Origin of the sequence: Ramlibacter tataouinensis, from assembly GCF_027941915.1 — a bacterium.
Lineage (GTDB): Bacteria > Pseudomonadota > Gammaproteobacteria > Burkholderiales > Burkholderiaceae_C > Ramlibacter > Ramlibacter tataouinensis_C.
Genome location: NZ_CP116009.1, coordinates 1,097,322 through 1,117,287, shown reverse-complemented (window position 1 = coordinate 1,117,287; position 19,966 = coordinate 1,097,322). Strand labels below are relative to the sequence as shown.

At 65.8% G+C, this 19,966-nt stretch carries 24 protein-coding genes; 15 read left to right on the top strand and 9 right to left on the bottom strand.

Annotated features, from left to right (window positions below; genetic code table 11):
- Positions 1-32: 32 nt before the first annotated feature.
- Both PE066_RS05180 and PE066_RS05175 read right to left on the bottom strand, forming a co-directional pair.
- Positions 33-536, bottom strand: a complete 504-nt coding sequence (locus PE066_RS05180) for a MarR family winged helix-turn-helix transcriptional regulator (protein ID WP_271235495.1) — start codon at positions 534-536, stop codon at positions 33-35.
- A gap of 28 nt (positions 537-564) precedes the next feature.
- A complete protein-coding gene (locus tag PE066_RS05175; RefSeq protein WP_271235494.1) occupies positions 565-1,407 on the bottom strand; it encodes a helix-turn-helix transcriptional regulator in 843 nt (280 codons plus the stop codon).
- Positions 1,408-1,570: 163 nt separating this feature from the next.
- On the opposite strand from PE066_RS05175, the gene purU reads away from it, so the two are divergent.
- On the top strand, positions 1,571-2,425 hold the full coding sequence (gene purU / locus PE066_RS05170) for a formyltetrahydrofolate deformylase (protein ID WP_271235493.1): 855 nt from the start codon (positions 1,571-1,573) through the stop codon (positions 2,423-2,425).
- Here the strand turns inward: purU and PE066_RS05165 are convergent, their stop codons facing one another.
- Positions 2,426-2,911 carry a DUF3237 family protein gene (locus tag PE066_RS05165; RefSeq protein WP_271235492.1) on the bottom strand — a complete coding sequence of 162 codons (486 nt, stop codon included), beginning with the start codon at positions 2,909-2,911 and terminating at the stop codon, positions 2,426-2,428. It abuts the gene before it with no gap.
- Positions 2,912-2,955: 44 nt separating this feature from the next.
- Here PE066_RS05165 and PE066_RS05160 point away from each other — a divergent pair, with 44 nt between their 5' ends.
- A complete protein-coding gene (locus tag PE066_RS05160; RefSeq protein ID WP_336298449.1) occupies positions 2,956-3,873 on the top strand; it encodes an enoyl-CoA hydratase/isomerase family protein in 918 nt (305 codons plus the stop codon).
- Between the two features lie 475 nt (positions 3,874-4,348).
- On the opposite strand, the gene PE066_RS05155 is transcribed toward PE066_RS05160, so the two are convergent.
- The gene (locus PE066_RS05155; protein ID WP_271235490.1) at positions 4,349-5,065 is read right to left on the bottom strand and encodes an HNH endonuclease; all 717 of its coding nucleotides are present in this window, start codon (positions 5,063-5,065) and stop codon (positions 4,349-4,351) included.
- Positions 5,066-5,146: 81 nt separating this feature from the next.
- On the opposite strand from PE066_RS05155, the gene PE066_RS05150 reads away from it, so the two are divergent.
- A complete protein-coding gene (locus PE066_RS05150) occupies positions 5,147-5,983 on the top strand; it encodes a hypothetical protein (RefSeq protein ID WP_271235489.1) in 837 nt (278 codons plus the stop codon).
- Here the strand turns inward: PE066_RS05150 and PE066_RS05145 are convergent.
- Together PE066_RS05145 and PE066_RS05140 are read right to left on the bottom strand one after the other, a co-directional pair.
- On the bottom strand, positions 5,940-6,428 hold the full coding sequence (locus PE066_RS05145) for a DUF488 domain-containing protein (protein ID WP_271235488.1): 489 nt from the start codon (positions 6,426-6,428) through the stop codon (positions 5,940-5,942). The two genes, PE066_RS05150 and PE066_RS05145, sit on opposite strands and share 44 nt — an antisense overlap.
- 190 nt (positions 6,429-6,618) lie before the next feature.
- Positions 6,619-7,749, bottom strand: a complete 1,131-nt coding sequence (locus PE066_RS05140) for a Shedu immune nuclease family protein (RefSeq protein ID WP_271235487.1) — start codon at positions 7,747-7,749, stop codon at positions 6,619-6,621.
- A gap of 11 nt (positions 7,750-7,760) precedes the next feature.
- Here PE066_RS05140 and PE066_RS05135 point away from each other — a divergent pair, with 11 nt between their 5' ends.
- The 8 genes from PE066_RS05135 (at position 7,761) to PE066_RS05100 (ending at position 14,902) form a co-directional block, all read left to right on the top strand.
- Complete coding sequence (locus PE066_RS05135; protein WP_271235486.1) at positions 7,761-7,952, top strand: hypothetical protein; 192 nt, start codon at positions 7,761-7,763, stop codon at positions 7,950-7,952.
- A 140-nt stretch (positions 7,953-8,092) separates the two neighbouring features.
- A complete protein-coding gene (locus PE066_RS05130; protein ID WP_271235485.1) occupies positions 8,093-8,245 on the top strand; it encodes a hypothetical protein in 153 nt (50 codons plus the stop codon).
- Between the two features lie 106 nt (positions 8,246-8,351).
- Positions 8,352-8,846, top strand: coding sequence for a methyltransferase family protein (locus PE066_RS05125; RefSeq protein WP_271235484.1), 495 nt, complete (start codon positions 8,352-8,354; stop codon positions 8,844-8,846).
- A 189-nt stretch (positions 8,847-9,035) separates the two neighbouring features.
- A complete protein-coding gene (locus PE066_RS05120; RefSeq protein WP_271235483.1) occupies positions 9,036-9,707 on the top strand; it encodes a histidine phosphatase family protein in 672 nt (223 codons plus the stop codon).
- 30 nt (positions 9,708-9,737) lie between these two features.
- Complete coding sequence (locus PE066_RS05115) at positions 9,738-11,078, top strand: ABC transporter substrate-binding protein (RefSeq protein WP_440480579.1); 1,341 nt, start codon at positions 9,738-9,740, stop codon at positions 11,076-11,078.
- 26 nt (positions 11,079-11,104) lie between these two features.
- Complete coding sequence (locus PE066_RS05110) at positions 11,105-12,928, top strand: ABC transporter permease (RefSeq protein ID WP_440480578.1); 1,824 nt, start codon at positions 11,105-11,107, stop codon at positions 12,926-12,928.
- Complete coding sequence (locus PE066_RS05105; RefSeq protein WP_271235482.1) at positions 12,925-14,010, top strand: ABC transporter ATP-binding protein; 1,086 nt, start codon at positions 12,925-12,927, stop codon at positions 14,008-14,010. Before PE066_RS05110 ends, PE066_RS05105 begins: the two co-directional genes overlap by 4 nt.
- A 13-nt stretch (positions 14,011-14,023) precedes the next feature.
- Positions 14,024-14,902, top strand: a complete 879-nt coding sequence (locus PE066_RS05100; protein WP_271235481.1) for a LysR family transcriptional regulator — start codon at positions 14,024-14,026, stop codon at positions 14,900-14,902.
- A 171-nt stretch (positions 14,903-15,073) separates the two neighbouring features.
- On the opposite strand, the gene PE066_RS05095 is transcribed toward PE066_RS05100, so the two are convergent.
- The gene (locus PE066_RS05095) at positions 15,074-15,349 is read right to left on the bottom strand and encodes a hypothetical protein (RefSeq protein ID WP_271235480.1); all 276 of its coding nucleotides are present in this window, start codon (positions 15,347-15,349) and stop codon (positions 15,074-15,076) included.
- Positions 15,350-15,752: 403 nt separating this feature from the next.
- Here PE066_RS05095 and PE066_RS05090 point away from each other — a divergent pair, with 403 nt between their 5' ends.
- The 4 genes from PE066_RS05090 (at position 15,753) to PE066_RS05075 (ending at position 18,397) form a co-directional block, all read left to right on the top strand.
- The gene (locus tag PE066_RS05090; RefSeq protein ID WP_271235479.1) at positions 15,753-15,908 is read left to right on the top strand and encodes a hypothetical protein; all 156 of its coding nucleotides are present in this window, start codon (positions 15,753-15,755) and stop codon (positions 15,906-15,908) included.
- A gap of 27 nt (positions 15,909-15,935) precedes the next feature.
- A complete protein-coding gene (locus PE066_RS05085) occupies positions 15,936-17,042 on the top strand; it encodes a S8 family peptidase (protein ID WP_271235478.1) in 1,107 nt (368 codons plus the stop codon).
- 260 nt (positions 17,043-17,302) lie between these two features.
- A complete protein-coding gene (locus PE066_RS05080; RefSeq protein ID WP_271235477.1) occupies positions 17,303-17,677 on the top strand; it encodes a YybH family protein in 375 nt (124 codons plus the stop codon).
- Between the two features lie 78 nt (positions 17,678-17,755).
- Complete coding sequence (locus PE066_RS05075; RefSeq protein WP_271235476.1) at positions 17,756-18,397, top strand: ankyrin repeat domain-containing protein; 642 nt, start codon at positions 17,756-17,758, stop codon at positions 18,395-18,397.
- A gap of 16 nt (positions 18,398-18,413) precedes the next feature.
- Here PE066_RS05075 and PE066_RS05070 read toward each other — a convergent pair whose 3' ends face one another.
- Together PE066_RS05070 and PE066_RS05065 are read right to left on the bottom strand one after the other, a co-directional pair.
- On the bottom strand, positions 18,414-19,367 hold the full coding sequence (locus PE066_RS05070; RefSeq protein WP_271235475.1) for a beta-propeller fold lactonase family protein: 954 nt from the start codon (positions 19,365-19,367) through the stop codon (positions 18,414-18,416).
- The gene (locus PE066_RS05065) at positions 19,364-19,966 is read right to left on the bottom strand and encodes a cytochrome b (RefSeq protein ID WP_271235474.1); all 603 of its coding nucleotides are present in this window, start codon (positions 19,964-19,966) and stop codon (positions 19,364-19,366) included. Before PE066_RS05065 ends, PE066_RS05070 begins: the two co-directional genes overlap by 4 nt.

Here is a 19,966-nt window from a genome sequence, read left to right as displayed (position 1 = left end):
TGTCTCCTGTTTGACGAGGCGCCGGCCGGGCCTCAGGTGTCCAGCATCTTGCGAAGCAACCCGATGAACGATGTACGCTCCGCCTTGGTGAGCCTGCTGCAGATCCGGTCTTCGTGCGCCTCCACGGCCGCCTCGTACTTGGCGAGCTTTGCGTGCCCTTTCTCCGTGAGTGCCAGCGCCCCGATGCGCTTGTCGCTCGGGATAAGGTGCATCTCGACAAGGCCGAGATCGACGAGGCGGCTTACCACCTTCATGGCCGCCGGCCGGGCGATGTCCAGCACACGCGCGATGTCTACCTGCCTTACGCCCGGGTGCGCGGCGATGATCGACAACGCTGTGAAACGCGCAGGAGTGATGTCCTCGTCGCCAAGGGCCCGCAGGAAGCTTGCGTTGATGCGGCTGTCGAGGCTGCGGACCAGATACCCAAGGTACTTTTCCATGGCCGTCAGACGCACGTCGGAGGGTGCGGAATACGCCTCAAGGTCGATCACCCCGCCGTGACCGGCCCTGCCGGGTTCGTTGCTGCCCTTCTTCATAGTGTGGATATCTCCTCCCATTGGATGTTCACGCCGCCTGCAGCTGGCCAGCGCCCACCGCGCGGCGCCGCAGCATCGTGGCGAAGAGTTCCTGGCGTGAGGCGATGCCCAGTTTCTCGTACGCCCGCATGCGGTAGGTTGCGACCGTCGTCGGCCGCAGCTTCAAGTCTTCGGCAATGCGGTTCACCGTCACCCCATCGAGAATCCGCGTGAGAACCTCGCGTTCCCGATCCGTCAGTCGTGCGCCGAGCTCCGTGATCCCTTCCGTCACGTTGCCGCGTACCGATCCGAGACCATCGACGTCGCATGCGTAATGGCGTGCCACGCACCGCGTCAACAGCGATGCCACACCAACTAGGGCCTCGATGGCCTCGTCGCCGAAGCAGCCGTGTGCCTCATCGCGGTAGAGATGCACCGCCAGCCAATTGCATTCGGCCACGCGCATGAGCAGGGAGAGCCTGTCGACAAGGTGCAGGGCCTCCATGCACTCCTCGCGGTAATTGCCAATGGGCATCTCGCCGAGACGCCCCCTGGCGAGCACGACGAGGCCGACCGGACCGGCTGCAGGCTTTCGCTCGATGAGCTCGCGGACGGGATCCTGGCTCGCGAAAGCACGTGCATGCACGGCGCCGCAGCGGAACGCCACCCACGGCCCGTTGTCGTCGGCCCCCGACAGCAGCCTCGGACTGCGCTGGCCTTCATGTGCAAAGATGGTGCAATGCTGCGCAGCCGCCATTGGGCGTACCGCGTCGAGGACGGCATTTGCAATCGCCGCCGGATCGCGGCTGCCGATGGCATCGACGAGGCCTGCCATCGCGGCTGCATCGACGAAGCCGCGGACCGTGGACCCGGGAACAACCCATGTCTGCATGTGATGCCTCCTCGTTAACTTGGGTGACCGTTAATGCGGTTAACGATAGGCCAGGCAAGAACGCGGAAACACGGGGGAAACCCTAGCCCTGCTGCGATGGCTGAGCGCGTGTCCTTCCCGCGCACGACGTGGCGAACGTGTCGACCTGCCTAGGATTCGCGGCATGAACGCTTCCTACATCCTCACCTTGCAATGTCCGGACGCTCCGGGCATCGTGGCGGCGGTTGCCGGCCGCCTGTTCGAGCATGGCGGCAACATCACCGAGGCGCAGCAATTCGACGACCTGGATTCGGGCCGGTTCTTCATGCGCGTGCAGTTCGAAATCGGCTCGCCTCTGGGCGACAGCGGGCCATTGCACGGCTCGCTGGCACGAACCGCGAAGGAATTCGGCATGAGCTGGTCGCTTCGCCGGGCGGATCACCGCAAGCGGGTGCTCATCCTGGTTTCGCAGCACCAGCACTGCATGCGCGACCTGATCTACCGCTGGCGCACCGGAGAACTACCGATGGATCTGGTGGGCATCGTGTCCAACCACCCGAAGCCGGCAAACCTCCAGCACGCTGACGGCGTGCCCTTCTTCTACCTTCCCGTGACCAGGGAGACAAAGGCTACGCAGGAGGAACAGATCAAGAAGATCGTGGAAGAAGCGTCCGCCGAGCTTGTGATCCTCGCGCGGTACATGCAGATCCTGTCCGACGACCTGTCCGCTTACCTCTCGGGCCGTTGCATCAACATCCACCACAGCTTCCTGCCCGGTTTCAAGGGCGCGAAGCCTTACCATCAGGCCCACGAACGCGGTGTGAAGCTGATCGGCGCCACCGCCCACTACGTGACGGCGGATCTCGACGAGGGGCCGATCATCGAGCAGGACGTGCTGCGCGTGAAGCACACGGATTCGGCCGAAGCGCTCGTGCGCAAGGGGCGCGACATCGAGCGCAATGTCCTGAACCGGGCCGTCGGTTACCACCTGGAAGACCGGGTGATGCTCAACGGCGCCAGGACCGTGGTCTTCGCGTGATCAGACGACCTGCCAGAAGCGGAACACGGAGTGGTCCGCCTGGCGGTTCGCATTGCCGACGAACACGGTACGGTTCAACCAGTCGTGCGGCCCGACCGGGGCCTCGAAGAAGGGCGAGAGGCGCATGTAATACTCGCTCGTGTCGACCGGCTCGAGCCTTTCCATGCGTGCGGTGACCTCCGGCGTGGCAAAACGGAACCCGCGGTTCTTCACCACGATGAGCGTGCCGTCATCGGCCTGCAGCAGATATTGCGCCTTGAATTCCACCGCCCCGTTCGGCCAGTACGACGGCCAATCGCCGCCACTGTGCGGAACCACGATGCCATTGAGCTTCGGACCGGCAACCTCACCGCCGACCGCGTCGGTGAAGCCACGTGTGAACCCGCTGGGGAGCTTTCCCACTTTCGTCCTGTTTCCGAAGTTCACACGGATCGCGAAGGCAAACTCGAGGCGCGGGGCCTCGCCGGGATCGGAGTCGATGCTCATGGGTTCCTCTGGGAAAGATTGATGTGATGCCACGGCCAGCATAAATGCTCGCCGGACGCGTCCGTGTCGTGCTTCGCAATGACACTGGCCTGTCCTTCGGCGACAGGACAGTCTCCGCAGCGGGCTGTGATACGGTCGCTCACATGAACCAGCCGGCTGCTCCTTCAGGACAAGTGACCATCGAAGTCAACCAGGCCGTAGCGGTCCTGACGCTTCACTCACCCCCCATGAACAGCCTCACACGCCCGCTGATGCTGCAACTCGGTGAGCGGCTTGCGGAATGCCAGTCCCGACCGGACATTCGCGCCATAGTTGTCCAGGGCGCCGGCACGAGGGCTTTTTCCGCTGGATCCGACATTGGCGAGCTCCAGGAGCTGATCTCAAGCGGACCGGAGGCGCTTGCCGCGAAGTTCGCGCAGGACAGGGCGGTGTTCGGCGCCCTGGCCAACCTTCACAAGCCCACGGTGGCAGCGATCGAGGGGGCGGCGATCGGCGGCGGGCTCGAACTGGCGGTCTGCTGTGACTTCATCGTCGCAGCGCGAAACGCCAAGTTGCTCCTGCCTGAAATCCGGCTGGGGGTGTTTCCGGGCAGCGGCGGCACGGTGCGCGTCACCAAGCGGATCGGTGCGGCACGTGCCAAGCGGATGATGTTGCTCGGGGAGCCCGTCGACGTGGCGACGGCGGTGCAATGGGGACTTGTCGACGATGTTTCGGAAGGTCCGGCGATCGACGTTGCCATGCGCATGGCACAACGCTTGGCGGCTGGTCCTGCGCGCGCGATCCAGGGGTGCAAGGCTTCGATCCTTGCGGGAATGACCGAGGACGAAGAGTCGGCACTGGACATAGCGAAGCGTTGGGCCGTTGAACTCGGCTTCGGCAAGGACGCTGCGGAAGGCATGCGCGCATTCCAGGAGAAGCGCCAGCCAAGGTTCACGGAGCCCGCTGAGATGCAACAACATTGACAAGGAAGCGGGCCTGAAGAAGGTCAGCACAGACCGGGGGAGGTAGTCGGCTCGGCCACCCGAAGGCACATGGCGACGCCATGGAAATCAATCACGGGCTGACAGAATTGAGAAATCTGACACCGCCCGCGCCGGTCAGGGCAAGGGCCTCGTCGACCTTCGCCTCGCATCCGCCAGCTTGAGCCAGCGACGAGCCACACGACCGTGTATATCTCGAATGGGCAGATCTTCACCCTCAGCTCGGCCGACGACGCGCCTCCGATGCTGATGTGTCGGACAGTAGGAGCCAGCAGTATCGGCGGCGCAATCGACTGATTCGGCTATGCGCTTTGCCCTGCGTTTTGGCAGAGTCCCCCTTTGTAATCCCGCACGGCTGCTCCTGGCCGGAAGCGGACGTCCGACTACTTGGCGGCACACCGAAGTCGCGTGGGAACGTGGCCATGACGGGCGGGCCCGGACGGCCGCAGCGTACCCGTTACACCCTGTACACCCGCCAGTCGGGCGTGCCTTCGAGCCCAGGGTCCGGGTAGATGTTCTGTTTCAAGGGGGCGATGAGCGTCACGGGGCCGAGCGTGAAGGAAACTACTTCCACCCCTGGTGCCGGCGTCCCGATCCCAAGCTCGACGAGAGCTTCGCCCTCTGGCGGTGTCCCGCAGAGCCATCCGTCGAAGCGGGTTGTGTCATCGCACTCCAGATACCACCAAGGTGCCTGCGACGTGCCTCGAGCCACGGCCCTGGCAGGGTCATACCGGTCGTCGAGGGCGTCCTCGGGAGATTCGAAGGCAATCGCTTCAATGCCCATCTTGAGCAAGAACCGGCAGACGTTCCGCGGGTTGCGGGGCTGCGCGACAAAACGCATCACACTCTTCTTGCTCGCGTCTTTGAAGTGCGCGGCCGGCTCGAAGTGCAGCAGCCCTGGCCTCCCACCCGATTCCAAACGGCCCTCGAGCGGGTCATCGGACCAGGGTGCCTTGCGCTTCTTCGTCGGCAAAGCAAGCAGCGTTCGCAGCAGCAAGAACGGATGCTCCGCCAACGCATCCCGCTCCACTTTGGTACCGAAGTACCTTTGGCAGGCATCGCAGACAAGACCAAATGGGAGTTCTGACCAAGTGCCCCCGCCCAGCGACTCCGGCACTGCGTGCTCAAGGGTCGAAAAGGCACCATCGGTCTGCTTACACAAAATGCAGCGCATACCCTCATCCTTCTACGAAGTGGCAGAAGCTCATCCGTACTGCTAAAGTGGACTTTAAGGGAGCTCAAGGGAGTAGAGGCGATGGCTTCTTGGACGCAGCGCATTCTCATCCTATGCAAGACCTACCCCTCGCCGAGCGAGCGGTATTCAGAGACGTCGTGCGTTGCCGGCGTCACGGAGGAAGGTGTCCTCATACGCCTGTTCCCAGTGCCTTTCCGACTGGTCGCGGATGACCAGCAGTTCTCTAAGTGGCAGTGGATTCGTGCGCGAGTGGAGAAGGCCAAGGATGACCACAGACCGGAAAGCCACCGCATCTTCGTTGACGGCATTGAATGTGAACCCGCTCCGCTGGCCCCCGGAAAAGAAGGCTGGCCTCGCCGGATGCAGGCTCTCAAAGACATTCCTATCTTCAGCGACTTCGCGGCCGTGGAAGCGGCCCGCATCAAGCACGGGACGACACTTGCCCTGCTGCGTCCAAGTCGAATAACAAGGCTCGAAATCAAGCCTGCGGCAAATCCGGAGTGGACCGAACAGGAGAAGGCGAAGCTGACGCGGCTGCAGCAGCAGTCCAGTCTGTTCTCAGAAGAGGAGAGCAAGCGTGATGTCGCTCTCCTGGAGAAAATTCCGTTCGACTTTTACTACCACTATGAGTGCGAAGTCGGTGGCGAGGTCCGCTCCTACCGGCACAAGTTGGTCGACTGGGAAGCTGGCGCCCTATACCGGAAGCTGCGAAAGCAGCACGGTCCTGATGGCTGGGAAGAGCCTTTCCGTAGCAAGTTCGAGCGAGACCTACCCTCCAGAGATCTTCTTCTGTTGCTTGGGACGATTCACCGCTTCCCCGACCAGTGGCTCGCGGTCAGCGTCTTCTCGCCGCCTAGGCCGCAGCCTGAAAACCAAGATCAGGGAAGCTTGTTCTAGCAGTGAGATGAACAACCGAGGGGCCGCCCTGCCTGCAGGCCGCGCGCGCGACGTAGGTCCGGTGGCACATACCGAAGTCGGCTTCAAAGCAGACAAGACATGCCGCAGTAGCGCGTGAAAGCTTCACCAACTCAAGCACTTCGGCTCGCCTGGTCTTGAGATGGGCGAGGAATGCCTTGGTATATGCGCTCCAGTCCCGGTCGGTGCGGTACTGGTCTCGTATCGGCTTAGGGCAGCCCAGCTGGGGAGCGTGCAAATATGCCATTCCGTGCTCAGACAGGGCCGCACTGAAGGCCGTCTTCGAGTAGCCCTTCTTCCTGGAGAGCGGTAGCTCGCGGACATCGACGACAGTCTTCACGCCAGCCTCTTGCAGCAAGGCGATGAACGACGGCAGATCGAGCCCTTCGTATCCAAGCGTGAACAGAGTGCTCTTGGTAGCTGACATGACTCGAGTTTACATAGGCGTCGCCCCGCCGTCTGCATCGACGAGAGCTTGCGGAACGAGAGCCCATTGCGGCGAGCCGCAGCGACCACCTCATCGCGCACAGCGGTATGCTATGCCTGCGACCAACCTCTTGCCGTTGTTCAAGCGTCGCTGAAGGACGGCTGCTCCTAGCCGAAGCGAACATCTCACCTCAGTGGCTGACACCGTGCTGGAGAAGGCGGGCGAGCCGCTTCGTGCGTTCGAACATCTCGTCGAAGGTAATGATCTCTACGTCGTGCAGCTGTTTGCGGAACAGTTCTAACGAGAGGTGCATTCTTTCGTCTTGCCCAAGCTGCTTCCGTGCATGACCGAGCAGCACGATGCATCTAGGGCTCGACACTCGCATGTCCGACCCGTGCAGCAGGCTACGTTGTTCCGTTTGGAGGGAGTGTTTGTAGACGAGCACCTGTTGGACGGCACCGGCCAAGTCGCTGGAGGGTGAGTACACGCCCTTGCGGTACTCCGAGCCAACCAGCGACGTTGCGGGCGTCTTGATTTCTACAATGCCGACGTCGTGCGTCACCTTGTTGGCGACTAGAAAGTCCGCGACATGCCCTCCCGTGTTCGTGACGGATTTTCCACCGACATATGCCTTCTCCTGGATCACCACGATCGGTAGCGCGAAGACTTGCTCTAGAACAAAGGCCTGCTTGGAGAGCGTTGCCTGCCAGAACTCCTCGCTCGTGTTCTCCCGATTTTCGTGCCACGTTCTCAACGCGCGATGCAGGGTAGCAAGGCCCACTGCAGCGTTGAGATCTTTGAGGCTGTCTGGTTCGAGCTCTTCGAGCCGAGAGAAGAGTAAATCGAAGTTGCTGGCCTTCGCCGCCCAGCGGATCAGCCTGGCGACTGCAGAAGCGCCAAGAGATTCCGCCCCAGCCACCACCGAATGGAGTTCTTCGTCCGTCATGGTGGCGAGTGCTTGAACGGTGCCGCGCGCCCTAACGAACTTGACCTCCCCGCGGGGGATGCCGTGGTCCCGGCGAAGCTCGTACAAGTCCTGCAGTTCCGTGTACAAGCAAAGCAACTCCTCGGACTTCAATTCAAGCCTGTATTCCTCCCCGACTTTGACCTTGTTCAGGGGAGTGGGTGGCAAGTCATCCCAAGAACCGTTGCGGTTCTTCTTTGAGTAGATGAAGCAGCCTTTTACGGACGCCGAAGGATCGTTCGAGTTCTCGACGAGCATCGGGCGGAACACGAGCCGGACGAGCGGCCCCTCACGAAGGACGACATCTTCCGTCGTGGCTGTTCGTCTCGAGGTTGATCGAACGGTGCGGCTCTCCACAGTTCCCTCCCTTGAAGATCCTGCAGGAGCTTACCCTAGAGGAGGATGTCCGCTTCGACCCTATGCCCTCATCCCCGCGCTTCCCGGCAAGTGGGCTCAATGACCGCATTAGGGCCAAGACCGCGAATTCGGCGTCCGCCGCCGACCGGCTGCAACCGCTGCAAAGCAGTCTTTTCTTGCTGGCTGCTATGAGCGGCAGCTAGGCGCCGTGGCTGACCGTCCGCTTCCGGCCAGAAGCGGACCTCCCTTTGGCACCGGGTAGGGAGAGGCGCGTCGAGCAAACGAAGGACGCGGTCAGCCTAGGATCTAAGCAGCGGAGGAAATTTGCGCTAGCGCCGCGCGCGTGCTCGCGCGCAAGGACGAGCTCGAGGACGTGCTGGTCGACCTCCGGCGCGGCGACGCGCTCAAGCGTCACGCGATCGAGACCGCGCTGGCGATCGTCTACGCGCTGATGACCGGCGACATCGCGCATGCCTCGGACGTGGTCGCGCGCTAGCTGGATCGCTGGCTCGAACGAAACAAGCACCTCGCGCAGGACATCACGCGACGCCAGCGCTCGCTCGATCCGCACGATTCGAGGCGGCGTTGAGTATGCTTCTCTCGTGCAGCGCGCCGCCGCGATCATCGGTTCCGCGATCTTTCTGGTCATCGCTCCGGGCACGCTCGCCGTGTACGTCCCTTGGTACCTCACGCACTGGCACTTCGCGCCTCCGCTATTCGCGATCGCGCGCGTGCTCGGCGCCGCCCTGATCGTCGCCGGGGTGCCTATCCTGCTCGATTCATTCGCTCGCTTCGCGTTACAGGGCCTCGGCACACCGGCGCCCGTGATGCCTCCCAAGCACCTCGTCGTCACCGGGTTCTATCGCTACGTCCGCAATCCGATGTACGTTGCAGTCACGGCCTTGGTCGCCGGCCAGGGGCTCCTGTTCGGGAGCGTTACGGTGCTGGAGTACGGTGCAATCGTGTGGGCCGGATTCTTCTTGTTCGTTGTCGGCTACGAAGAGCCTGCGCTGGGCGAGCAGTTCGCCGACGAGTACAAGCGCTATCGGGCAAACGTGAGGCGATGGTTACCGCGCATCACCCCATGGCGCGGGTAGGTGGTAAGAACGCTGTGTGTGCCTCGTCGTCCTGCATCGCAGCCGCGATCACTATCCGAGATCAGCGCTGCTAAACCTTTGCGGCCCCGGGTTAACCCCGACGCCTGATGGCCTGCATCATGAGATTTGATTGGACTACCAGCGCCGTGGTGCCCGACGATCGGGGCCATCGATTCCAGATCCCGACGCATGTCTACGCATCAGCCATTCGCCGGCACGACGATCCTGGCCATCCGCCACGGCGAGACCGCCTGGAACAGCGATGGCCGCTACCAGGGCCAGGCCGATGTGGCGCTCAATGCCGCCGGCCGCGAGCAGGCCACGCGGGTTGCCCGTGCGCTGGCCCAGGAAGGGGTCGATGCCGTCTACAGCAGCGACCTGGCGCGCGCGGCGCAGACAGCACGGATGCTCGCGGAGCAGGCCGGCGTACCCTTGCGCCTGGACGCGGACCTGCGAGAGCAGCACTTCGGCGTGTTCCAGGGCCTGCTCGCCCGCGAGATCGAGGCGCGCTGGCCGGAGGCCCACCGGCGCTGGCTTCGACGCGAACCCGACTTCGGACCGCCCGACGGGGAAACCCGGCGTTGTTTCAGCGAGCGCTGCGTCGGTGCGGTCCGTCGCCTGGCCGGTGAGCACCCCGGGCAGACGCTGGCCATCGTCTGCCATGGCGGGGTTCTCGACTGCCTGTATCGGGCCGCGCAGGGCCTGTTGCTGGATGTTCCGCGCACCTGGGCGCTGGACAACGCAGCCATCAGCCGCCTGCGTTTCGATGGCCGCGGCTTGCACATCGACGAATGGGGCGCCACGTCGCACCTTCCCCGTAAAGATGCCGGCCGCGTGGCCGACCTGTTCCCGGCTCCCTGAGCCTGTTTGACGCGAACCCAGGAGACAACAATGAGCATCCATCCGAAGATCCAGGCCGTGGCCGCGGTCCTGGCCCTGTCCGCCGGCGCCATGAGCAGCGCGCTGGCCGGAACCGTGACGGTGATCACCTCCTTTCCCAAGGAGCTGACGCAGGCCTACAGGACGGCTTTCGAGAAGGCCCACCCCGGCATCAAGCTGGAGATCCTCAACAAGAACACGGTGCAGGGCATTGCCTACGTGCGCGAGCTGGCACCGGGCCAGCGCCCGGACGTGTTCTGGGCCTCGGCGCCCGACGCCTTCGAGGTGCTGGCCGGGCTGCAGTTGGTCGACAACGTCGCTGGCCTTGCCAACAAGGACGCGCCGGCCAAGGTCGGTGCCTATCCGATCAACGATCCCAAGGGGCGCTACCTTGGCCAAGCGCTGGCCGGCTACGGCTTGATGTGGAACACCCGGTACATGGCGGCCAACAAGGTGCCGGCGCCCAGGCAATGGGCCGACCTGGTCAAGCCCGTCTACTTCGGGCACGTGGCCATGAGTTCGCCGTCCCGGTCCGGGACCACGCACCTGACGGTGGAGACGCTGCTGCAGGGGGAGGGCTGGGACAAAGGCTGGCACCAGCTGCTGCAGATCGCGGGCAACTGCGCGGCGATCACCGAACGCAGCTTCGGCGTTCCCGACGGGGTCAACAACGGCCAGTTCGGCGTCGGGCTGGTGATCGACTTCTTCGGCTTGGCCGGCAAGTACTCGGGTTTCCCGGTGGAGTTTGCCTATCCCGACGTCACGGCAGTAGTCCCCGCCAACATCGCGCTGGTGGCCGGCGGCAAGAACCCCGAGGAAGCGCGCAAGTTCATCAGTTACGCAGTGTCGATGGAAGGCCAGCAGCTGCTCTATACGCCGGCCATCTCGCGCCTGCCGATCCTGCCGCCGTCGGCGATGGGAGGCAAAACGCCGGCGGGCTATCCCAACCCGTTCGACATCGCCAAGCGCGCCAAGGTGCAGTTCGACTCGGACGTGTCCGAGGCCCGCTACAACGTGGTGTCGGCGGTGTTCGACCAGACCATCACCTTCCGCATCAAGGAACTGCAGGCGGCCACCAAGGCCATCCACGCCGCTGAGGCTGCGCTGGCACGCAAGCCCAATCCCAAGGCCGCGGCGCTGCTCAAGGACGCCCGCGCGGCGGCCTTCACGCCAGTGGTCGACAGCAGCAAGGTTGCCGACAAGGAATTCCTGGCGGTGTTCGCCGCCAGCAAGAAGGACGCGGCAGTCAACAAGCGGGTGACGGCGCTGGAAGACCACTGGAACACCGAGGCGCGCGCCAACTACGAACGTGCCCGCACGCTGGCTGAACAAGCCCTGGCAGCCGCCCGCTGATCCCTGGTCGACCTCCCGGCAACCCCATGACATCCACTTCCATTCCGGCCGCGGCCACGGCCGTGCCGGGCGTGGCGCGCCGCGCCTGGGCTGTACCCCGACCGGGCGCCTGGCTGGCCGCGGCGCTGGTGCTCGCCTTCCTGCTGATGTTCCTGGTGCTGCCGGTGGGGCGGGTCTTCTACACCGCCTTCGTGGAATCGGACGGCTCGTTCACCCTGGGGCACTTCAGTGCCTTCCTGTCCCAGGGGCTGATGCGGGAGTCGTTCTTCAACAGCCTCTACGTGGCGGTACTGTCCACCGTATTCGCGGCGCTGATCGCCGTGCCACTGGCCTATTTCACCGTGCGATTCGAGTTCCGCGGCGCGCTGCTGATCCAGACGCTGGGCGTGCTGCCGCTGATCATGCCGCCCTTCGTCGGAGCCGTGGCCATGCAGCTGATCTTCGGCCGCTCGGGCTCGCTGAACCTGCTGCTCAATGAACACTTCGGTATCACGCTGCCGATCATGGACGGGCTCAACGGGGTGGTGTTCGTCGAGGCCATCCACTATTTCCCGTTCATCCTGATGAACCTCACCGTGGCGCTGCGCAACATCGACGGCGCGATGGAGGAAGCCGCGATGAACCTGGGCTGCCGCGGCTGGCGGCTGTTCTGGCGCGTGATCTTCCCGCTGGCCCTGCCGGGCTTCGTCGCCGGCGCTTCGCTGGTGTTCGTGAAGGTTTTCGACGACCTGGGCACGCCGCTGGTGTTGGGGCAGACCAACATGCTGGCGCCGCAGGCTTACCTGCGCATCACGCAGGTGGGCCTGGAGGACCCGATGGGCTATGTGATCAGCGTGATCATGATCGTGTTCTCCATCGTGGCGATGGCGATGTCGGCGCGCATCCTGCGGGGCAAGGACTACTCCACGCTGCAGAAGGGGGGCTCCAGCATCCGGCGGCGCCAGCTGCGCCCCCTGGGCGCGGTGGCGGCCTACGGCTGGATCGGTGTCGTGCTGCTGATCGTGCTGTCGCCGCACCTGGGCGTGCTGCTGCTGTCCTTCGCCAAGGTCTGGAGCTTCTCGCCGCTGCCCGACGCCTATACGCTGGCCCACTACGCCACTGTGTTCCAGGATTCGAGCAGCATGATCCGCAACACCCTGCTGTACTGCGGCCTGGCCGCTGGCCTGGACGTGATCCTGGGCGTGACGATCGCCTACCTGATGCTGCGCACCTCCTTGCCGGCGCGGCAGTGGCTGGACTGGATCGCGACCGCGTCGCTGGCGGTGCCGGGCATCGTGCTGGCGATCGGCTACCTGCGCCTGTACAAGGGCGTGACCCTGCCCGGCACCGAGGTGATGCTGACCGGCACCTGGGTCATGATCATGCTGGCCTATGCGGTGCGACGCCTGCCCTATGCCCTGCGCTCGTGCGTGGCGGCGCTGCAGCAGATGCATGTGTCCCTGGAGGAGGCGGCGGAGAGCCTGGGCGCCACCAAGATGCGGACGATACGGCGCGTGGTCGTGCCGCTGATGGCGGGCGGCATCCTGGCGGGCTTCGTCACCAGCTTCATCACCGCGGCGGTCGAATTGTCGGCCACCATCCTGTTGACGTCGGCCGAGTCGCAAGCGCCCATGAGCTACGGCATCTACCTCTACATGCAAAGCGTGGCCGGCCGCGGGCCGGGCGCTGCGCTGGGTGTCCTGGCCATCGCGGTCGTGGCGCTGGGAACCTATCTCTCCCACGTGGTGGTGGAACGCACCGGCAACCGGTTCGTCCCGCGGCCCGTGGACGACGCACTGCCGCCGATGGCGGCCCTGGCGCCATCCGGCCCCGCCCGCCCGCAACCGATCCGAGACCTGACGACGCCATGAAGAAAGTCCCTGTCCAGTGCCGCCACGTTCGCCTGTCCTTTGGCAGCACCGAGGTGCTCAAGGACGTCAACATCGATGTCGAACCCGGTGAATTCTTTGCGCTCCTGGGACCGTCGGGCTCGGGCAAGAGCACGCTGCTGCGGCTGATCGCGGGCTTCAACCAGCACCAGCACGGCGAGGTGCTGATCGGCGGCGCCGACGTGACAGGCAAGGCGCCATGGGAGCGCAATGTCGGCATGGTGTTCCAGAACTACGCACTGTGGCCCCACATGACGGTGTGGGACAACGTGGCTTTCGGCCTGGTGGAACGGCGCGTGCAGAAGTCGCAGCTGCGCTCCCGAGTCGGCGCGGCGCTGGAACTGGTGGGTTTGTCGGCCTACGCGCACCGCCGCCCCAGCCAACTTTCGGGCGGGCAGCAACAACGGGTGGCGCTGGCCCGCACGATCGTCATCGAGCCGCAGGTGCTGCTGCTCGATGAGCCCCTCTCCAACCTGGACAAGACGCTGCGCGTGCAGATGCGCCAGGAGCTGCTGGCCATGCAGCGGCGGCTGGGCCTGACGACTATCTTCGTCACCCACGACCAGGAGGAAGCCATGACCACCGCGGACCGCATGGCGGTGCTCGACAAGGGTGTCGTGCAGCAGGTGGGGGCGCCGGCCACGCTGTACGATTACCCGGTCAATGCCTTCGTGGCGGGATTCGTCGGCACGATGAACCTGCTTCCGGCCCGGGTGCGGTCACGCAGCGGCGAGAACCTCACCCTTGACATACCCGGCGTGGGCGACCTGAACTTTCCGCGGACCGTGGGCGCGCCCAGCCAGGACGATCTGTTGGTGAGCTTCCGCCCCCATTCGCTCAAGGTGGACGTGGCCGATGCGACCGGCGATGCCCGCTACATCTGGATGCCGGGGGCGATCGAGGCCAGCGAGTTCCTGGGCGAGTGCACCCGCTATCGCATCCGGGTCGGGGACCACTCGCTGGCGGTGGACCACCCCCACCACGCCGGCCTGTCCAAGTTCCCCGTGGGCGCGGCCGTCAGCCTGGGCCTGGAACCGTCCCAGGTCCGGCTGCTGGCGAACTGAGCCCCAGGGGGCAATGGAACTGCACCAGGTTCGCGCCTTCGTCACCGTGGCGCGCGTCGGCAACGTGACCAAGGCGGCGGACGTGCTATGCGTCACGCAGCCGGCGGTGACGGCGCAGATCAAGGCTTTCGAGTCCAGCCTGGGGGTGGCGCTGTTCGATCGCAGCGGCGGCCGGATGGCCCTTACGCGGATGGGCGAGCGCCTGCTGCAACAAGCAGAAGCGCTGCTGGCCGCCGTGGCGGAACTCAAGGGCTTGGCTCATGGCATGCAGGGAGAGCTGAGCGGACGCATGGACATCGGCCTGCCCGGCGAGACTCCGGAGTTCCTGCGCATCGGTGCGTTGGCGGTGGCCGTGCAGCGCGACCTTCCGTTGGTGGACCTCCACACCCGCACCGAGGCCGCCGGACACCTGCTGGACCAGGTCCGCGGCGGTGCACTCAGCGGTGCCTTCACCCTGGGAGTGAACCCGCCCCGCGACCTGCAATGGACCGCATTGCGATCGGTCTGCTACCGGATTGCCTTCCCCATGCGATTCGCCGCGCAGATGCAGCGTGGCGGCTGGCGCGTGCTGGGTGGCCTGCCCTGGGTGGACGGGCCGGTCGAGTCGCATGTGCACCAGATGTTGCGCGGCTTGTTCGAGCAGCAGGGTCTGTCGCCCAACGTGGTGCTGCGCAGCGGGGACACCAGCGCTCTGGAATCCTTCGTCCGAGCCGGCAGTGCCTGCGCGCTGCTGCGGGAGGAAGTGGCTGTGCCGGGGGTGGAGCGCGGCGACTGGGTGGTCTGGGGCCACGCCCGCGTGGACGCGCAACTCTATTTCAGCTACGCGGCCGAACGGGCCAGCGACCCGCTGGTGATCGCCCTGCTGGCCGCGGTGCACCGGGTCTGGTGCTGAACCGACTGGCAACGAGGCGGCCGCCCGCAGTTGGCGTTGCAATCTCATGGAGCGCCGCCTCCGTGAGCGGGCTCACGGGCAGCCTTGGGCCGCTTCCCGCCGGGCTCACTTGTCGGCTAGGAACGCGATAAAGGACTGCTTTCGCCAGCAGCGGCCATCCCAATCTTGGTTTCAGCCACTCGTCACCTTCTGGTGGCTCTCGGCCGGTGCTGGCGCATTCTCCGGCGGCAGCTTGCGAAGCCACACTTGGGCGAAATCAGCCTCGTTGCCGAGCGCGCCGTATTCCGTTACCAGCCCTTCACCGTGGCATCGCCAAATGCGGCCGTGCACGCTGTGATCACCGCGAAGCTGCCCCACGGTCACGCGCTTGCCGATGTTCGGTCCGGTATTGCCGAGCGACCCGCCGATGACTTCGCAGCGGTCGCCAGATTTGATCGGTTCGTTCATGCCCCAGTGTCCTCCATTACTGCGGGCAAAGCAGCTTCCTGCCAAAAGCGCAACTTCGCTAGCTCCCCGAGGCCGTTGCGCGCTGAGCAGCCCGAAGCGCCGACAAGTCGGCGCCCATGATCGCATGCAGATGCGTCGTGATGCTCTCGATGGGCCAGTCCCACCAAGTTGACATTATTCCGAGCCAATTGGCAGAGGGTCATGCCCTGAGCCCGCCTGCTTGCCAGTGGGTCCCTTTCGTGCGAAATTGAGCTTTTTCTCATCAATACAACTGCAGTCAGAGGGGGAGTCGTCGGCGCCATCGACAAGCCGACGAACAATTCGGTGCAGGTCATCTTCGACATCCGCTGACGGCGCCGTCAGCGTTGGCGCGAGCGCGTCACCCGGGCGAAAGGAGAGTGCCATGAGCCAGCAGCTGCTGCAGACCGACGAGAGAGGGATCGAGCACGCGATGAACGTGCTCACGCAGTATCTTCCGGGGCTCGATCCCGGCCTGGTTCCGATCACCGACCGTCAGGGCCTGTTGTCTGATGCGACGATGCGGGCCTTGCGCCTTTAGTACGGCGACGCCGGCCTCACCCCGATCTTGCGCCTGGCCGGCGCAGTCGACTGGCAGCGTGTCACCGAGACCGAAGCGCTCGACCTGCTCCTGCGCCGCGATCCCGCCTTGCTTCCGCCCAAGCCGGGGGCTCCGCTCGCGAATCCGCTGTGGCACCTCGACATGGTGCGGGCGCGCGACGCCTGGGGGCACTGGGGAGGCCCAGAGGGAATCGACTGGGGCACGGTGCGCGTCGGGCAGATCGACACGGGGTACACCAGCCACCCTGTGTTCGGCTTCCCCGACCACCCCTGGATCGATTCTGCCGGCGGCCAGACCATCTTCGCGCCAGGTCCCGGCGCCGGGGGGGCCGGTCCGGGCTCCGGCATCGATCCGCTGCAAGACCAGATGGACGGCCACGGCACACGGGTGGCGAGCGTGATCTGCGGGCACGATCCGGTAGGTCCGGGCAGCCCCTACCTTGGCGTCGCACCCAGGGTACCGCTGGTCCCGGTCCGCATCGCCAACCATGTGTTGATCAGCCATGCGCAGCGCGAACTGGCGTCTGCACTGGATTACCTGGTGGGCGCCGGCGTCTCGGTCATCAATCTCAGCATGGGTTTCCTGCCTCGGCTCCAGATGGGCGTGCTGGACCGGGCAATCGACCGCGCTTACGAGGCAGGCGTGATCTTCGTGTGCGCCGCTGGCCAGCCGCTGTCTTCTGTCATCTCTCCTGCGCACGGTCGTCGAACGATCGCGGTGGCCGGCTGCACTCGCGACGGCGTTCCGTGGGGAGAGAGCGCGTATGGGAGTGCTGTCGACTGGACCGCACCCGCGTCCGCCATCAGTCGCGCCCAGACGTCACCGGGCGGGCACTTCGGCTACGCCGGCACCGGCGACGGTACGTCCTACGCCGCGGCGGTGACCAGCGCGGCGGCGGCCTTGTGGCTCGCGCGCCGTGGGCTTGAAGTGAAGGCCGCCTATCCGCACCCGTGGCAGTGGGTCGAGGCCTTCAAGGTCGTGGCCAAGGCGACTGCCAAGCCTATGCCGAACCAGCGGCCGGGGTCTTTCGGCGCCGGCATCCTCGACATCGGCGCGCTGCTGGACGAAGCGCTGCCACCGGCCAGCGCGCTTGGGATCGAGGCACCGGCCTGACGTGCGCATCCTGTGCCAGTGTTGGCGCGGGTCTGTGACAGTGAGATTGCGAAGTTCGGGCGCGGCGCGGCGTAGTCCCTGCCTTGGAGCCGCAAACGGGGCTTCTTTGCTCGATGCCCTCAAGCTGTCGCGGATTCACGACCGTGTGAAGCCGGAGCGTCGTCGCCCGGGAGCTTTGCCCCGGCGACTCCAGGACATTTGAACCATTTCCTCGGGGCCGACATTGGCGCCAAATCGACCGCGCAGGAAAGGAGCTCGCCATGGCAGCGGCAAGCCCTCAGGACGTGCAATCGCAGTGGGCGAAGGCCTTCAATTCCGCAGACCTCGAGGGCCTGATGGCCCTGTACGCGCCAGATGCATGCCTCGTCCCGCAACCCGGCCAACCCGTGTGGGGGCATGACGCCATCCGCGAGGCACTGCAGAACTTGGTCGCGCTCGGCGCGAAGATCAAGCTCGATGCGGACTACGTACTGGAGAGCGAGGACACGGCATTGCTGCGCGGCCGTTGGCACCTGACCGGCAAGACCGCTGACGGACAGCCGCTGGACGCGCACGGCAGCAGCAGCGAGGTGGTGCGCAGACAGCCCGACGGCAGCTGGGTCTACATCATCGACCACCCGTACGGCGCCGATTGAGCCCGTCGGGTGCGCAACATCCCCGGAGGAAGCGCCATGGCCTGTCTTCGATCCGGCCTGCCGCGGGCGCCCTGGCGGGTGGCCGCACTGCTGTGTGTGGCCTTGGCTTCGCCCTGGGCGGCGGCACAGGCGCCCAGCAACACCAACAGGAACGCGCAACTGCTCGTGGCGGCCCGCCAATCGGATGCGGCCGCCGTTGAGCGCCTGCTGTTGCAGGGCGCGGCGCCCGACTCGCGCAACCGCTTCGGCAAGACGGCGTTGATGCTCGCGGCCGAAAAGGGCCAGGCCCAGATCGTCGAGCTGATGCTCAAGGCCGGGGCGGACGTCAACGCCGCATCGATCGAGGGCGTGACGGCGCTGATCGGGGCCAGCTATGGCGGCCACGCGGCCGTCGTGCGGCGGCTGCTCGCGGCGGGCGCGCGCATGGAGCCCGTCGACCACATGAAGAAGCCGGCCGTCGTCTACGCCGCGGCGCTCGGGCATGCGGACGCGCTGGCAGCGCTGCTCGACGGGGGTGCGGACGTCAACGCGCCGGCCGAACACGCGCTTACGCCGCTGATGTGGGCCGCGGGCCAGGGCGAAGCCGAGGCCGTGCGCCTGCTGCTCGCGCGCGGCGCCCGGCGCGACCTGCGCGACGATCGCGGGCTGACGGCGGCTGACATCGCCCGTCAGACGGGTCACGCCGACGTCGCCGCGCAGCTAGACACCGCCGCGCCCTGAGCGGCGCGCGGCAGGATCAGCGGATCGCGATGCCCCACGGCAGCTTGCCGACGGCGATATCGGCCACAGGGGCCGCCTTGTCCACGTCGATCACCGACACGCTGCCCGAGCGGCCGCAAGCCACGTACAGCTTCGCGCCGTCGGGCGTGAGCGCCATGTTCCAGGGCCGCTGGCCGACCGGGATCGTCGCGGTCACGCGGTTGCTCACCGTGTCTATGACCGACACCGTCGCGTCCCCACCGTTGGAGACGAAGACGCGCTTGCCGTCGGGGTGCACGGCGATGCCGTTGCTGCGCTTGCCCGCCGCGATCCGCGCGACCACGCGCAGACTCTCGGTGTCGATGACCGACACCTCGTCGGCGTTCTCGGCGGCCACGTAGGCACGCTTGCCGTCCGGCGAGAAGCCGATCCCGCGCGGGCGCGCGCCCACGCCCACCTGCGCGACCTGCTTGCGCTGGGCCACGTCAATGATGTCGACCGCTGCGCCTTCTTCCGCGCTCACGAACACGCGCCGGCCGTCGGGCGAGAACACCGCGTGCTCGGGGTTCTTGCCGCGCACGGTGACGACGAACGCCACCTTCGCGGCCTGCGTATCGACGAACGCGATGTCGTTGCTCTCCTCGACCGCGGCCGCCACCCAGCGCCCGTCGGGCGAGATGCCCACGCCCTCGGGCGATTCCCCGAGGGCGATCGCGCCGGCGCTTCGGCGCTGCACGAGGTCGAGCAGCACCAGGCGGTTGTTCGGCTGATCGCTCACGTACGCAGTCCGGCCGTCGGAACTGATCGCCATGCCGCGCGGCTTGGCGCCCGCCGGGATCTCGGCCACGACCTGGTCGGTGGCCGTGTCGATCACGCTCACCGTGCCCGAGCCTTCGTTGGGCACGTAGGCAAACGGCGCGGCAGCCACGGCTGGGGGCAGCGCGAGCACGCACCATGTCAGCCAGCGGGCGAACGGGCGACGAGGGTTCATGAATGCTCCTTCCGCACGGTATCGTCGATGCGCAAGCCGTCCGGCACGCCCGGCCGCCGGCGCGGCAGCATGCGCGAGAACACGGTGTCGCGGTCGACCCATGCGTGCTTGACCGCCGCGCCCACGTGCAGCACGATCAGCGCCGTGAACACGTACGCCGTCACGTCGTGCACCGCGAGGAAGAACGAGTACACCGCTGGCAGGTCGGGCCCCCAAGGTGCAAGCGCGATGCCGAAGAAGCGCACGCCGTACTTGCTGAAGTTGGAGCCCAGGTAGCCCCCCACCGGCATGATCACCATGCAGGCGCCGAGGGCCCAGTGCATCCAGTGCGCCGCGCGTTGTTGCCAGGCCGGCACGGAGGCCGGCCACGGCGGCGCCGGGTGCCTCATGCGCCACAGCAGTCGCAGGATGACGAGCACCCCGAGCACGATGCCGATCGACTTGTGCAGGTTGATCACGCCCGCGCGCGCCGGCGTGCCGCGCGGCGCGATGTCGTCGAGCAGGAAGCCGAAGGCGATCTCCGCCAGCAGCGCGATGCCGATGAACCAGTGCAGGAAGACGTCCAAGCGGCCGTAGCGAGCGTCGTTGTCCGTGGTCAT